This is a genomic window from Cupriavidus necator, assembly GCF_040578825.1.
In the GTDB taxonomy this organism is placed as follows: domain Bacteria; phylum Pseudomonadota; class Gammaproteobacteria; order Burkholderiales; family Burkholderiaceae; genus Cupriavidus; species Cupriavidus necator_E.
In genome coordinates this window covers 23,558-35,896 of sequence record NZ_JBEFLI010000074.1, presented here as the reverse complement: position 1 = coordinate 35,896, position 12,339 = coordinate 23,558, and the positions used below count along the sequence as shown (strand labels likewise).

11 protein-coding genes and 1 pseudogene are annotated in these 12,339 nt (G+C 67.4%); 5 read left to right on the top strand and 7 right to left on the bottom strand.

Annotation, left to right across the window (positions count from 1 at the left end):
• Window positions 1–517, bottom strand: a pseudogene (locus AB1I47_RS27705) (hypothetical protein); the annotation flags it as partial.
• A 457-nt stretch (window positions 518–974) separates the two neighbouring features.
• Between AB1I47_RS27705 and AB1I47_RS27700 the strand changes: the two are divergent.
• From AB1I47_RS27700 to dinB, 3 genes are all read left to right on the top strand, one after another.
• Complete coding sequence (locus AB1I47_RS27700) at window positions 975–2,111, top strand: TRAP transporter substrate-binding protein (RefSeq protein ID WP_354686899.1); 1,137 nt, start codon at window positions 975–977, stop codon at window positions 2,109–2,111.
• Between the two features lie 155 nt (window positions 2,112–2,266).
• A complete protein-coding gene (rarD, locus tag AB1I47_RS27695) occupies window positions 2,267–3,151 on the top strand; it encodes an EamA family transporter RarD (protein ID WP_354686898.1) in 885 nt (294 codons plus the stop codon).
• A gap of 74 nt (window positions 3,152–3,225) precedes the next feature.
• The gene (dinB, locus tag AB1I47_RS27690; protein ID WP_354686897.1) at window positions 3,226–4,305 is read left to right on the top strand and encodes a DNA polymerase IV; all 1,080 of its coding nucleotides are present in this window, start codon (window positions 3,226–3,228) and stop codon (window positions 4,303–4,305) included.
• A gap of 76 nt (window positions 4,306–4,381) precedes the next feature.
• Here dinB and AB1I47_RS27685 read toward each other — a convergent pair whose 3' ends face one another.
• Both AB1I47_RS27685 and AB1I47_RS27680 read right to left on the bottom strand, forming a co-directional pair.
• Window positions 4,382–5,374 (bottom strand): DUF2272 domain-containing protein, encoded by a 993-nt coding sequence (locus AB1I47_RS27685; RefSeq protein ID WP_354686896.1) that lies wholly within the window; start codon window positions 5,372–5,374, stop codon window positions 4,382–4,384.
• Window positions 5,375–5,626: 252 nt separating this feature from the next.
• On the bottom strand, window positions 5,627–5,905 hold the full coding sequence (locus AB1I47_RS27680; RefSeq protein ID WP_012354324.1) for an HU family DNA-binding protein: 279 nt from the start codon (window positions 5,903–5,905) through the stop codon (window positions 5,627–5,629).
• 1,241 nt (window positions 5,906–7,146) lie between these two features.
• Here AB1I47_RS27680 and AB1I47_RS27675 point away from each other — a divergent pair.
• A complete protein-coding gene (locus tag AB1I47_RS27675; protein ID WP_354686895.1) occupies window positions 7,147–7,662 on the top strand; it encodes an SET domain-containing protein in 516 nt (171 codons plus the stop codon).
• 4 nt (window positions 7,663–7,666) lie between these two features.
• Here AB1I47_RS27675 and AB1I47_RS27670 read toward each other — a convergent pair whose 3' ends face one another.
• The 4 genes from AB1I47_RS27670 to phhA all read right to left on the bottom strand — a co-directional run bounded on the left by AB1I47_RS27670 (window position 7,667) and on the right by phhA (window position 11,681).
• The gene (locus AB1I47_RS27670; RefSeq protein ID WP_407935921.1) at window positions 7,667–9,205 is read right to left on the bottom strand and encodes a sensor histidine kinase N-terminal domain-containing protein; all 1,539 of its coding nucleotides are present in this window, start codon (window positions 9,203–9,205) and stop codon (window positions 7,667–7,669) included.
• A gap of 188 nt (window positions 9,206–9,393) precedes the next feature.
• Entirely contained in the window at window positions 9,394–10,098 is a 705-nt protein-coding gene (locus tag AB1I47_RS27665; protein ID WP_022537042.1) for a response regulator transcription factor, read from the bottom strand.
• Window positions 10,099–10,255: 157 nt separating this feature from the next.
• Window positions 10,256–10,564: a 4a-hydroxytetrahydrobiopterin dehydratase gene (locus AB1I47_RS27660; RefSeq protein ID WP_354686893.1), complete on the bottom strand. Its 309-nt coding sequence runs from the start codon at window positions 10,562–10,564 to the stop codon at window positions 10,256–10,258.
• 181 nt (window positions 10,565–10,745) lie between these two features.
• Window positions 10,746–11,681 (bottom strand): phenylalanine 4-monooxygenase, encoded by a 936-nt coding sequence (phhA, locus tag AB1I47_RS27655; protein ID WP_354686892.1) that lies wholly within the window; start codon window positions 11,679–11,681, stop codon window positions 10,746–10,748.
• Between the two features lie 169 nt (window positions 11,682–11,850).
• Between phhA and AB1I47_RS27650 the strand changes: the two genes are divergently transcribed.
• Window positions 11,851–12,336, top strand: a complete 486-nt coding sequence (locus AB1I47_RS27650; RefSeq protein WP_354686891.1) for an Lrp/AsnC family transcriptional regulator — start codon at window positions 11,851–11,853, stop codon at window positions 12,334–12,336.
• Window positions 12,337–12,339 lie beyond the last annotated feature (3 nt).

Below are 12,339 nucleotides of genomic sequence, written 5' to 3'. Positions count from 1 at the left end.
CCGCGGACGGCACCGCGCAGACCGGCTCGGGCGGGCCGACGAAATCGGGGTCCACTGCCGGAGTATTGGTGGCAATGGTTGCCGGCGTTGCGCCGCCTTCGGGCTGCGCCGCGGGCTCGGCGGTCGCCGACTGGGCCTGCCCTGACGGTGCGGCCGGGATGCCGGCGCCTGGCACCGCCTCACCGGCAATCAGCGCCGCGAGAGGATCTTCCGCATTGGTAGCGACCGGCTGGGCCGATGCCGCAGGCTGCGACGCCGGTACGCCGTTGACCGCCGAGACCACTGGCGGCACCGCCGGCCCTGGCTGGATGCGCGGCGGCGGCATGGTGGTGTCGGCCATGGTGCCGGGCATCGTGCTGGCTGTGGGGCCACTGGTCTGCGCGCACGCCGCCAGCCCCCAGGCAGCCAGCACGGCAAAGCCGAAGCGGCGCAGGGGCAGACCGCCGCGCCCGGCAGGCGCGCGGGGGCAGGACAGTGAAGCGGGAGGGCGGGGCGAGGCGGACAGCAATTCTGGCATGCAGCGACGGTCGCCGGAGCGGACAAAGCCTCCGGGCGGGGTCTGTTTTTTATCAGCCGGTTCATTTGACCGCAAGCCGGGTTACAAAATCCATCACAGTGTTGTGTGTCTCACAATGCGAAAAAAACCGACAACTGGCGTAATTGACTAGCGAAAACCCGGACGAGTGCGGGGCCCCGTGGCGAAAGGGCCACCGCTATAATCGGCTGGCTTGTCTTTCGGGTAAGACAGCCCCGCCGCGCAGCACGCCGTCCGTCTCGCCATGACCGGCTGCCGCGCCCGCGCTTGCCGCGACCGGTGTCCGGCAAGTCAGGGCACGCCGCCGTGCCCGTTCGCAGCAGGCACAGCGTTGCGCAGGCCACCGTACCCCGGCGGCCAGTGCGTCACGGTCACGCGCGCGGCTTCATGCGCCAGCGCGCTTGCATCCGAATCGATATCTATAAGAGGAGAAGTGGAGATGGAACGTCGTTCCTTTCTGTTGAAAGCGTCGGCCGTGGCCGCAACCGGGGCACTGGCCGCGTGCGGCAAGGGTGAAGAGAAGGCAGCGCCCGCCGCCGCCAGCGGCCCGGCGGCACCGGCCGTGGTCGGCAGCAACCCCGCCGTGGAATGGCGCCTGGCCTCGAGCTTCCCGAAGTCGCTCGACACCATCTTCGGCGGCGCCGAGCTGCTGTCCGCCCGCGTGAAGGAACTGACCGACGGCAAGTTCAACATCAAGGTCTTTGCCGCCGGCGAACTCGTGCCGGGCCTGCAAGTGCTGGACGCGGTGCAGAACAACACCGTGCAGATCGGCCACACCGCCGGCTACTACTACTTCGGCAAGAACCCGACGCTGTGCTTCGACACCACCATCCCGTTCGGCCTGACCGCGCGCCAGCAGAACGCGTGGATGCTGCAGGGCAACGGCATGAAGCTGATGCGCGAGTTCTTCAAGGAATACAACGTCGTCAACTTCCTGGGTGGCAATACCTGTGCCCAGATGGGCGGCTGGTTCCGCAAGGAAATCAAGACCGTGGCCGACCTGCAGGGCCTGAAGTACCGCATCGCCGGGTTTGCCGGTGTGGTGCTGTCGCGCCTGGGCGTGGTGCCGCAGCAGATCGCCGGCGGCGACATCTACCCGGCGCTGGAAAAGGGCACCATCGACGCGGCCGAGTGGGTGGGCCCGTACGATGACGAGAAGCTGGGCTTCTACAAGGTGGCGCCGTACTACTACTATCCGGGCTGGTGGGAAGGCAGCGCGCAGCTGTCGTTCTACGCCTCGGCCACCGAGTACGAGAAGCTGCCGGCGCTGTACAAGCGCGCGCTGGAAACCGCCACCATCGAGGCCCACACCAACATGACGGCCAAATACGACACCGTCAACCCGCAGGCGCTGGCCCGCCTGCTGGAAAACGGCGTCAAGCTGCGCCCGTTCTCCAAGGAGATCATGGAAGCGTGCTTCAAGGCGACCCAGGAAGCCTACGCCGACGAAACCGCCAAGAACCCGTCGTTCAAGAAGATCTACGACGACTGGCGCGTGTTCCGCAACAACGAGGCCGCCTGGTTCAACGTGGCCGAGCAGGGCTTCGCGCAGTTCAGCTACGCGCGCAAGCTGTAAGCGACTCGCAGCCACCGGGGTTCTCGCCCCGGCTGCGCGCAAACCCCATGTCCCCGCAGGCACATGGGGTTTTTTGTTGCCCGCGGCATGGATCCGCATCCCCGGCGCGGTTTGCCGCGCGCCGGTAGAATCGCCGGCATCCACCGGAATTCCCTATGCAACTCGGCATCCTCTACGCCCTCCTGGCCTATGTCATCTGGGGGCTGCTCCCGCTCTACATCAAGTCGCTGCCCGGCATTGCGCCGATGGAGATCCTGCTGCACCGGATGGTGTGGTCGCTGGTCTTCCTGGGGCTGATCCTGGCCTGGCGGCGCCAGTGGGGTTGGCTCGGCCAGGTGTTCAGGGACCGGCGGCTGCTGCTGTCCTTCGCGGCCAGCGCCGCGCTGCTGTGCGGCAACTGGTTCCTCTATATCTGGGCGGTATCGGCCAACCGCGTGGTCGATGCCAGCCTGGGCTACTTCATCAACCCGCTGTTCAGCGTGCTGCTGGGCGTGGTGTTCCTGCACGAGCGGCTGCGCCCGGTGCAGTGGCTGTCGATCGCGGTGGCCGCGGCCGGCGTGGCCTGGCTGACGGTGGCGGCGGGGCAGTTGCCGTGGATCGCGCTGGGGCTGGCGGCAAGCTTCGGCGGCTACGGGCTGCTGCGCAAGACCGGCGCGCTGGGCGCGCTGGAAGGCCTGTCGCTGGAGACGCTGCTGCTGTTTCCGATCGCCGCGGCGGCGCTCGGTTACCTGTTCGTCACCGGTCAGGACGGCTTTACCCACGCAGCACCAGGTACGCGCGTGCTGCTGCTGATGGCGGGGCCGGTGACCGCGGTGCCGCTCCTGTTCTTCGCGGCCGGCGCGCGGCGCATTCCGCTGTCACTGCTGGGCCTGCTGCAGTACACCGGGCCGACGCTGCAACTGCTGCTGGGCGTATGGCTGTGGAACGAGCCGTTCCCGGCGCAGAAGCAGCTGGGCTACGCGCTGATCTGGCTCTCGCTGGCGCTGTATGCGGCTGAAGGGTTGTGGATGAATGCGAGGCAGAAGCCCGCCGCTATCTAGTCGACTAATGGATCGGCCTGATAATCTCCACGCTTCATTCTTCACGCAGATAACAAAGACGGTGCCTGGCCACCATGTCCACCGCGCCTGATGCCACGCTCCCGGTCCAGCGCAAGATCATCCATTGCGACTGCGACTGCTTCTACGCCTCGGTCGAGATGCGCGACGACCCGTCGCTGCGCGGCCGGCCGATGGCCGTGGGCGGCTCGCCCGACCGGCGCGGGGTGATCGCGACCTGCAACTACGAGGCGCGCGCCTTTGGCGTGCGTTCGGCGATGGCGTCGGCGCAGGCGGTCAAGCGCTGCCCGGAGCTGCTGATCCTGCGCCCGGCGATGGACAAGTATCGCGAGGTCTCGCGCCGGATCTTCGCGATCTACCGCGAATACACCGAGCTGGTCGAGCCGCTGTCGCTCGATGAGGCCTATCTCGACGTGAGCCATTGCACGCGCCACGCCGGCAGCGCCACGCGCATCGCCGAAGAGATCCGCCAGCGCGTGCGCGACGAAGTGGGGGTGACAGTGTCGGCGGGCGTGGGGCCGAGCAAGTTCGTCGCCAAGATCGCCAGCGACTGGAACAAGCCCGATGGCCTCTTCGTGGTCAGGCCGGCCATGGTCGATGCCTTTGTCGCCGCGTTGCCGGTGGACCGTATCCACGGCGTGGGCAAGGTCACCGCGGCGAAGCTGCGACGGCTGGGGGCCGAGACCTGCGGCGATCTGCGTCCTTGGTCGCCTGACCGGCTGCACCGGGAGTTCGGGGCTTTCGGGGCGCGGCTCTACAAACTGTGCCGCGGGGTGGACGAGCGCCAGGTCACGCCGGAACGCGAGCGCAAGTCGATCAGCGTGGAAGAGACCTATGCCGACGACCTGCCCGACCTGCAGGCCTGCATGGCCGAGCTGGAGCCGCTGATCGCGATGCTGGAGGGGCGTATCGCGCGGGCGCAGGCGCACGACACCATCGACAAGCTGACGGTCAAGCTGCGTTTTTCCGATTTTCGCCAGACCACGGTGGAGTGCCGCGGCCATGCGCCGGACCGGGCGGTCTATGCCCGGCTGCTGGCCGAAGGCCATGCGCGGCGCGGGTTGCCGGTGCGGCTGCTGGGCGTTGGGGTAGGGACCAGCGACCGGGATACCGCGCAGCTCGAATTGTTCGACTAAGGCATCTGGTTATTCAGGTGAATAATCAGCGCCATCAAAAACCCCATCGCGCGATTAGTCGCAGCAATAATCCAGGCTACTGAAGGTCGTTGCGCATCACCAGCAGCCACGGCATATGCGAGTTGGTCAGCCCGTCGAGCCGGCCCGAATCGCCCAGCTCGATCTCTTCCATCGACACCGACTGCTGCACATTGCCGCCGATGGCGCGCACCACGCGCGCGGCGGGGTCTACCGCGACCACGATATCGCAGTGCATCGGCGTGGTGCCGAAGCCGATCTCGCCGATGCCCTCGATATAGCGGTCGCGCCCGCGGCCGGCGCAGATCAGGTCGCCGGGGCGGGGCATCGCCGGTACGGGCTCGATATGGAAGGCGGGCCGGGGCAGGATGCCGTCGCGTGCATCGACCACGTACATCGAATGCGACTGGCCGGTCAGGAACTGGCGCTCATCCAGCCCCGCCTTGCGCAGCACCCAGGAGATGAACACCGCCGACCAGGCCCAGGCGCCCTGCGTCACCTGGTTGCAGCTCGGCGTTTCGCCGACGATGCCCCAGTAGCGGCGCGCCAGCGTGCAGCCCATCGGCGTGGCTTCCATGCCGGTGCCGTCGGGAAAAGACAGGCAATTGATGCGTGGCGGCTGGTTGCTGTTGGTTTCGGTATCGGCGCTGGTCGGGATCTGGCCAGGGATCGCCGGCTGGACCTCCGGCGGCTCCGGCAACGGCGGCGGCAGCTCCGGTGCCGGCACCGGGCTATAGGTGACGCATGAGGTGTCATCGCGGCCCAGCCGCACCACCTGCCCGCCCCAGCGTGCCCATTCCTGCGTGGCGATCTCGACGATGCGCTCGCGCGGCGTGGCGCCGGGGCTTGTCATGGGCCGTTCGTTGTCGGGCAGCGCGCGCGCCTGAGGGCGCGCGGGCTCGCTGACGGTGGTACAGGCGCTGAGCACCGCCAGCGCCACCGCGGCGCACACCGCTTGCCATCGGCCCTGTGGAGAAACCTGTGGACTCGGCTGTGGAAAGCGTTGTGAATAACGCTGTGGAGATCTGCGGCGCGGCGGTCGGGCGAACATCGGTAGCCCCATATGGCGCGGCACCCAGTCCGGCCTGCTGCGGCCGTGGCTGGACGCCTGTTGGATAAGCTGGCGCGCGATCGCTGCGGCGGCAGCTTCAGCGATGCGGCGGATACTGCAGAAAAACCAAAACACTACTGTGGATAACGTCCCCCGCCTGGCGCACATCCCTGCGCCCTTCATGATCGGGCGGCGCGGGCGGCGGCATGGCGGGGTCAGGCAATCCGGGCCCTGCAGCGCAGCCCGTCAGGATCACTGGTTGACAGCGTCCTTGAACTTCTGGCCGGCCTTGAACTTCACGGTCTTGGCGGCTTCGACCTTGATTTCTTCGCCGGTACGCGGGTTGCGCGCCATGCGCTCGCCACGCTCGCCCTTGCTGAACGTGCCAAAGCCGATGAGGCTCAGCGTATCGCCCTTGGCCACTGCGTCCATGATGGCCGACAGGGTCACGTTCAGGGCCTGTTCCGCCTTGGCCTTGGTCAGACCGTCCACACCGGCTGCGATAGCGTCGATCAGTTCGGTTTTCGTCATGCTTCACTCCGTATCGAGTTGATAAAACACAGGCATCCCGCTCCTGGGCGGCCAGGCTGGCCCGGCCCCGGCAAAGACGCCGCGGGCCACATGATACCGTGTCGGACAAGGCGCACCGGGAACAGATTGTTACGCGGTAGTTTCCGCCAGCCCGCGTCAGGCCGTGCTTCGCGGCAATTCGACGCACCGTTGCGCTTCACAAGCGCTGCGGCCGGGCGTGATGGAAACGCTCCATGCGGCTGCTTCAGGGCCCGCCAAGGGTCGAGGTGCACACAGGGGTGCAAGACGCGCCAGAGGCCCCTGGCAGGCCACAGGCGCTCTCTGCACGCCTTCGGTGTACCCGAGGGAGCTCCAAAGGCCTGAACCGATTACGGAGCGATTAAGCCGCCTCTTGCCGGAACTGCACTATGTTGCATGTCCGACAGTTGCACACCGGATCGCCATCGTTCGGGTTTATTCGGCTCATGCATGGGCGGGCGACCGCCACCCAAACCCCTTCGCCATGACCCGGCCGCGTATACGCCGCAGCGTTTGCTTGCATGGTTATCCGCGCATACCGCCGCCACCGGTATACCCCCGTTTTCCAGCCCAAACCAACGAGTCTCACCCGGATCGGGCGTTAACGGTCTCGTTCATTCGGGTCTCCGTCATTTGATCGCCATCATTCGATTGACGCCTTTCGGCTGAGCCCCGATTCCGGCCACCGCCGCTGGCTCGTTCTTTCGGTTTACTTCTTTCTTTCATGTATACAAATAGTGGTAGTAGGTAAACAGGCGCGTCCGCTGTGGAAAACCCTGTAAACGTCTTTCGCTTCAACGGTTTACGTAAACGAGAAGTGGTCTCATCGAATGTTGGCCGAGGTGGATGACTCGACCATATGGATGAGGGTGGGGGCATGGACCCTCCGACTTATGCCCGAGGCGTCCCCATGCCAGCCCCAGGCAGCCCACATCGAATCCGCGTGCTTTTCCACAGTTCGGGGCCGGGTTATCCACAGCGCAGGGGCGTATACGGAAGTGCGCGGGCCCCCAAAGAGCGCGGCGTATACCGCGTAAACCGGCCCGTCATGATGGCCGGCAAGGTATACGCGGCCGCGCAGCGGTTGGTACGCGTATACCGGCACCAGGCGCGTCTCGGCCCGGGGCGTACGTATACGTGCCGCAGTCGCGCCGGTATCATGCCGATCGCGCCGGAACGGCCGGCACAGCAGCCACAACAGGCGACCAGCTACGGAAAGGCAAATGGCGGACAAGGCAAAGCGCAAGGCAGCGGACGACGGCAAGAGGAAGACGGCGAGCGACCGGATCGAGGTGCGCCAGTCAGGCGTGCACGGCAAGGGCGTCTATGCGATCGCTCCGATTGCCGAAGGCGAACGCGTGATCGAGTACAAGGGCGAGCACATCTCGTGGAAGAAGGCGCTGGAGCGCCATCCGCACGATCCGAGCGATCCCAACCACACCTTCTATTTCAGCCTGGACGACGGCAGCGTGATCGACGCCAAGTACGGCGGCAACCGCGCGCGCTGGATCAACCACGCGTGCGACCCTAACTGCGAGGCGCGCGAGAAAAAGGGCAAGGTCTATATCCACGCCCTGCGCGATATCGCCGCGGGCGAAGAGCTGTTCTATGACTACGGCCTGGTCATCGACGCGCGCTATACCGCCAAGCTGAAGAAAGAGTTCGAGTGCCGCTGCGGCAGCCCGCAATGCCGCGGCACCATGCTGGCGCCGAAGGCAAAGAAGAAGAAGGAAAAGTAAGGCCTCAGGCGGCCACGCCTGCCGCCTCGCACGGGATCCGGATCACGAAGCGCATCGTCGGGCGCCGCTCCGGCGTGCCGTCGCTGGCCAGGCTATCCGCCGGCGCGATGCCAGGCACCGGCGGCACATCCTCGATGCGGATGGTGCCCTGGTGCAGCGTGACGATCTCATGCACGATGGCCAGCCCCAGGCCGGCGCCGCCGCTGTGCGCGGCACGTCCGCCGCCCGGTTCGGGCGCGCGGTCGCCGCGGAAGAAGCGCTTGAACACCTCTTCGCGCCGCTGCGGGGGGATCCCGGGGCCGTTGTCTTCCACCATCACCACCGCCATGCCGCGATGGCCCATGGCCTCGCCGCCGGCGCGCACCGTGATGCGCCCCCCCGCGGGCACGTATTTCACCGCATTGTCGATCAGGTTGGACAGCGCCTCGCGCATCAGCAGCCGGTTGCCGCGCACGACCGCCGGTGCGCTACCGGTGAAGGTGGGGCCGGGCAGCACCTCGAAGCCCAGGTCGATGCGCCGCGCCAGCGCCTGCGGCACCCACTCCGCGCCGGTCTCGAAAGCGAGTTCGGCCAGGTCGAAGTGTTCCACCGGGCCCAGCCGCTCCAGCGACAGCCCCGGCTCGGCGCGCGCCAGCGACAGCAGCTGGTTGGACAGCCGCACCGCCCGGTCGGCCGCGGTCTGCACCTCGCGCAGCGCATGGTGGGCGACTTCCAGCGAATCGGCTTCCTGTGCCCGGTCGGCATGCAGCTTGACCGCGGTCAGTGGTGTGCGCAGCTGGTGCGCGGCATCGGCGATGAACTTGCGCTGCGCGTCGAGCGCGTCGCGCAGCCGCGCGAGCAGCGCGTTCAGCCCGCGGATCAGCGGCGCCACTTCGGCCGGCACTTGTGTCTCGTCCAGCGCCGCCAGCGAGCGCGCGGTCTGCCGGTTGAGCTTGTCGGCCAGGATCTGCAGCGGCACCAGCTCTTCCTTGAGCACGTGCGACAGGATCAGGCTGCCCACCAGCAGCAGCAGGATCAGCGGCACCGAAACCGACAGCAGGATCTCGTTGGCGGCAGTCTCGCGCCGGTCCAGCAGCTCGGCCACCTCCACCACGATCGGCCCGCGCGCGGCCTTGCCGGCTTCGCTGGTGCCGAGCTCGTCCACGGCGGGGCTGGGCAGCATTACCGGCAGCCGCACCGCGCGCACCTGGCGGCCGCTGAACCAGGCGTAGAACAGGCGCGCGTCATGCAGCGTGGTCTGGCCGGTGCCGTAGCCCAGCCACGTGTCCATGCCGCCGATGAGCCCGTCGGGACCGTGGATGCGCCAGTAGATGCGGTCAGTGCCTTCGGCCTCGACCAGCGTCTGCGCGATCATCGGGATGTCGTGCTCCAGCCGCGGGCCGGCGATGCGGATCTGCTGCGCGATATTGTTGGCCACGCCGTACAGCGCGCGGTCGAACACCTGGGTGGTGTAGTGCGCCGCCAGCCAGTACGACAGCGAGCCGCTGGTCAGCACCAGCGCGAACAGCGGCGTGGCCAGCGCGCGCAGCAGGTGTACCCGCAGGCTGGGATTGGAGCCGGGACGTGTGGCGTGGCGCGCGGTGGAAGCCGCCGGATCCGTGCCGGACGCGGCCGTGCCGCCGCCGGCGGCGGGCTCAGCGGCGGAGGCGGAACGGGAGGATCTGGATTTTGGCCACATTGCCGGCTAGGCCGAAGGGCACGGCCGCGCTGCTGCGTGCGGCCGCAAGGGGTTCATTGGCCCGCGCGGTTCTGCAGCAGGTAGCCGAAGCCGCGCACGGTGACGATCTCGACATCGCTGTCCTCGAGCTTCTTGCGCACGCGGTGCACATAGACCTCGATCGCGGTGTCGCCCACGGTATCGCCGCCTTCGCCGGCCGGGTGGGCAAAGGTGGCCAGGTGGTCCTGCAGCTGCGCCTTGCTGACCACGCGGCCCTGGCGCTGCAGCAGCAGCTCGAGCACCGCGAATTCGCGCGGCGACAGTTCCAGCGGGCGGGCGTCGATAAACATGCGGCGGTCGTTGCCCGACAGGCGCAGGCGCCCCAGGCGCACGTCGCGCTCGGGCGCGGCCTCGCCGTGCTGGCTGCGGCGCAGCAGCACGCGCACGCGCGCTTCCAGCTCGGGCAGCGCAAAGGGTTTGATCAGGTAGTCGTCGGCGCCGGCGTTCAGGCCCGAGAGCTTGTCTTCCAGCTCGTCGCGCGCGGTCAGGATGATGACCGGCGTGGTGCGGTTGCGGGCGCGGTAGCGCGCCAGCAGGGTCATGCCGTCGATGCCGGGCAGGCCGAGGTCGAGGATGACCAGGTCGTGCTGCTCGCGCAGCAGGTGTTCGGTGGCATAGACGCCGTCATGGACGACGCGCACCTGGTGGCCGGCGCGGGACAGGCCGGCTTCGACGCCGCTGGCAATCTGGCGGTCGTCCTCGATCAGCAGGATACGCATGGCGGCAGCTCGGGCAGGAAGTTGGGCATGGCTGGGAGGAAGGGCCCGTGGCGCACATGTGGTGCGGGCCTGCCGCAGATTGTACAAGGCGCGGGCGGCTGGTTCCTTACGGATAGCCTACAGCCGCCCGCTGCCGATGCACGGGCCGCGCCCGGACTCAGTCCGGCGCCACGGTGGCCGCGGCGGCCGCGCGCTCGATAAAGTGCGCGAGGTCGATATCGCGCTGGGTCAGGCCGTTGGCGTCATGCGTGGACAGCGTGATGTCGACGCGGTTGTAGACGTTGAACCACTCCGGGTGGTGGTCGGCCTTCTCGGCCTGGATCGCCACGCGCGTCATGAAGCCGAAGGCGGCATTGAAGTCGTGGAAGGTAAAGCGCTTGAAGATGGCGTCGCGGTCCTGGATGGTGGTCCAGCCGGGCAGGTCGGCGAGCAGCGTGGCGCGCGCTTGCGGGGAAAGAGGGGTCATAGGGGCTCGATCTGGTCGTAGGAAAACGAAGGCCGCAAAAGATGCGGTCAGCCGGCCCGCCCGCGCCTTGGCGGCGGGCATGCCGGCATTGTTTCACAAAGCGGGAAGCGGGGCAGGGACGCCCCGGGGTTTGCCGGCGGGGCGCAAGGCGCCGGTCAGGCCGCCGGGCCGTTGAGGCCGGTCAGATATCGTCGGTATGCGCCCAGCCTTCGCGGGTGCCAACGTTGATGACCTGGTCGCCCGGCACCACGTCGCCCGCGCCCAGCGTGGGCTGCGCGCGCAGTTCCTGGTACAGCGGGGCGAAATCGGGCCGGGTGGCGTCGAACAGTTGCTCGAAACTGTCGATCACGAAGTACGTCTTCTGGAAGGTATCGATGCGGTAGCGGGTGCGCATGATGCGGCGCACATCGAAGCCGATGCGGTTGGGACTGGCCGAATCCAGGCTGTAGACCGACTCGCCCTGGCTGGAGACGATGCCCGCGCCGTAGATGCGCAACCCTTGCGGCGTGCGGATCAGGCCGAATTCCACCGTGTACCAGTACAGGCGCGACAGCATGTCCAGCGCGCCCATGCCGGCCGCCTTCAGGCCGCCCTTGCCGTAGGCCTCCATGTAATCCGCGAAGACCGGGTTGATCAGCAGCGGCACATGGCCGAACACGTCGTGGAAGCAGTCCGGCTCCTGCAGGTAGTCGAGCTGCTCGGGCTTGCGCATCCACCAGCTCGCCGGGAAGCGGCGGTTGGCCAGGTGATCGAAGAACACCTCGTCCGGAACCAGCCCGGGCACGGCTACGACTTGCCAGCCGGTGGCGCGCATCAGGGTCTCGTTGAGCTGGTCGAAGTCGGGGACGCGGTCCTTTTCCATGCCCAGCGTGGCCAGGCCCTGCAGGAATTCATCGCTGACGCGGCCCTGCAGCATCGACGCCTGGCGCTCGTACAGCTTGCGCCAGATGGCGTGGTCGGTGCTGGTGTAGCGGTGCACCGGCTGCTCGATGGTGAAATCCGGGCGCAGCGACTGGCCGGACAGCAGGCCGGCGTCAAACTGTTCCTTGAGCTTGTCGGTCAGGGTGCCCTGGAAGGCGCTCTCGGGTGCCTCGGCGGCGGTAGCGGTGGCGGACATGGGTTCAGCGTCTCCTGAATGCGTGGTTGCCGCATCGGCCGTAGCCAGAATGCGGATTTACTGCGTAGTTTAGGCGGCCAGGCGCGCAAACAGGCCGCAAAATCCGCTGTTATTGGTGTGGCGGCGCATATAATCTGCATCATTCCATTTGAACGTGCGGGATTTGTGTATGACTGCCGCAAGTGTCTCCCTCGACCCCTTTGACCTCTCCCTGCTGGCCGTGCTGCAGGAGGATGGCCGCTCCACCCATCAGCAACTGGCCGAGCGCGTGCACCTGTCGCCCAGCCAGGTCGGCCGCCGTCTGGCGCGGCTGGAGGCAGACGGCGTGATCACCGGCTACCGCGTCAACCTGTCGCCGCAGGCGCTGGGGCTGGGCGTGCTGGTCTTTATCAGCGTCAAGCTGGCCCACCACGGCGACACCATCGTCGAGCGCTTCCGCGAGGAGATGCTGCTACTGGAGGAGGTGCAGGAGTGCTATTCGGTCGCGGGCGAAGCGGACTACCTGATCCGCGTGGTGGTGGCCGACCTGCCGACGCTGGCTGAATTCACCATGAAACGGCTGATGCGCGTGCCCGGCGTGGAGAGCGTGCGTTCCAACATCGTGCTGACCGCGATCAAGCGCGAGGGCGCGCTGCCGCTGTCGCACCTGCGTTAAAGC

What these genes read in the sequence shown, in the direction of transcription:
- AB1I47_RS27665 (WP_022537042.1), bottom strand. Translation starts at nt 10,098, where the DNA reads ATGCGTATCCTGCTGATCGAGGACGACCGCCAGATTGCCAGCGGCGTC.
- rarD (WP_354686898.1), top strand. Translation starts at nt 2,267, where the DNA reads ATGCAACTCGGCATCCTCTACGCCCTCCTGGCCTATGTCATCTGGGGG.
- AB1I47_RS27660 (WP_354686893.1), bottom strand. Translation starts at nt 10,564, where the DNA reads ATGACCCCTCTTTCCCCGCAAGCGCGCGCCACGCTGCTCGCCGACCTG.
- AB1I47_RS27685 (WP_354686896.1), bottom strand. Translation starts at nt 5,374, where the DNA reads ATGTTCGCCCGACCGCCGCGCCGCAGATCTCCACAGCGTTATTCACAA.
- AB1I47_RS27680 (WP_012354324.1), bottom strand. Translation starts at nt 5,905, where the DNA reads ATGACGAAAACCGAACTGATCGACGCTATCGCAGCCGGTGTGGACGGT.
- dinB (WP_354686897.1), top strand. Translation starts at nt 3,226, where the DNA reads ATGTCCACCGCGCCTGATGCCACGCTCCCGGTCCAGCGCAAGATCATC.
- AB1I47_RS27675 (WP_354686895.1), top strand. Translation starts at nt 7,147, where the DNA reads ATGGCGGACAAGGCAAAGCGCAAGGCAGCGGACGACGGCAAGAGGAAG.
- phhA (WP_354686892.1), bottom strand. Translation starts at nt 11,681, where the DNA reads ATGTCCGCCACCGCTACCGCCGCCGAGGCACCCGAGAGCGCCTTCCAG.
- AB1I47_RS27650 (WP_354686891.1), top strand. Translation starts at nt 11,851, where the DNA reads ATGACTGCCGCAAGTGTCTCCCTCGACCCCTTTGACCTCTCCCTGCTG.
- AB1I47_RS27700 (WP_354686899.1), top strand. Translation starts at nt 975, where the DNA reads ATGGAACGTCGTTCCTTTCTGTTGAAAGCGTCGGCCGTGGCCGCAACC.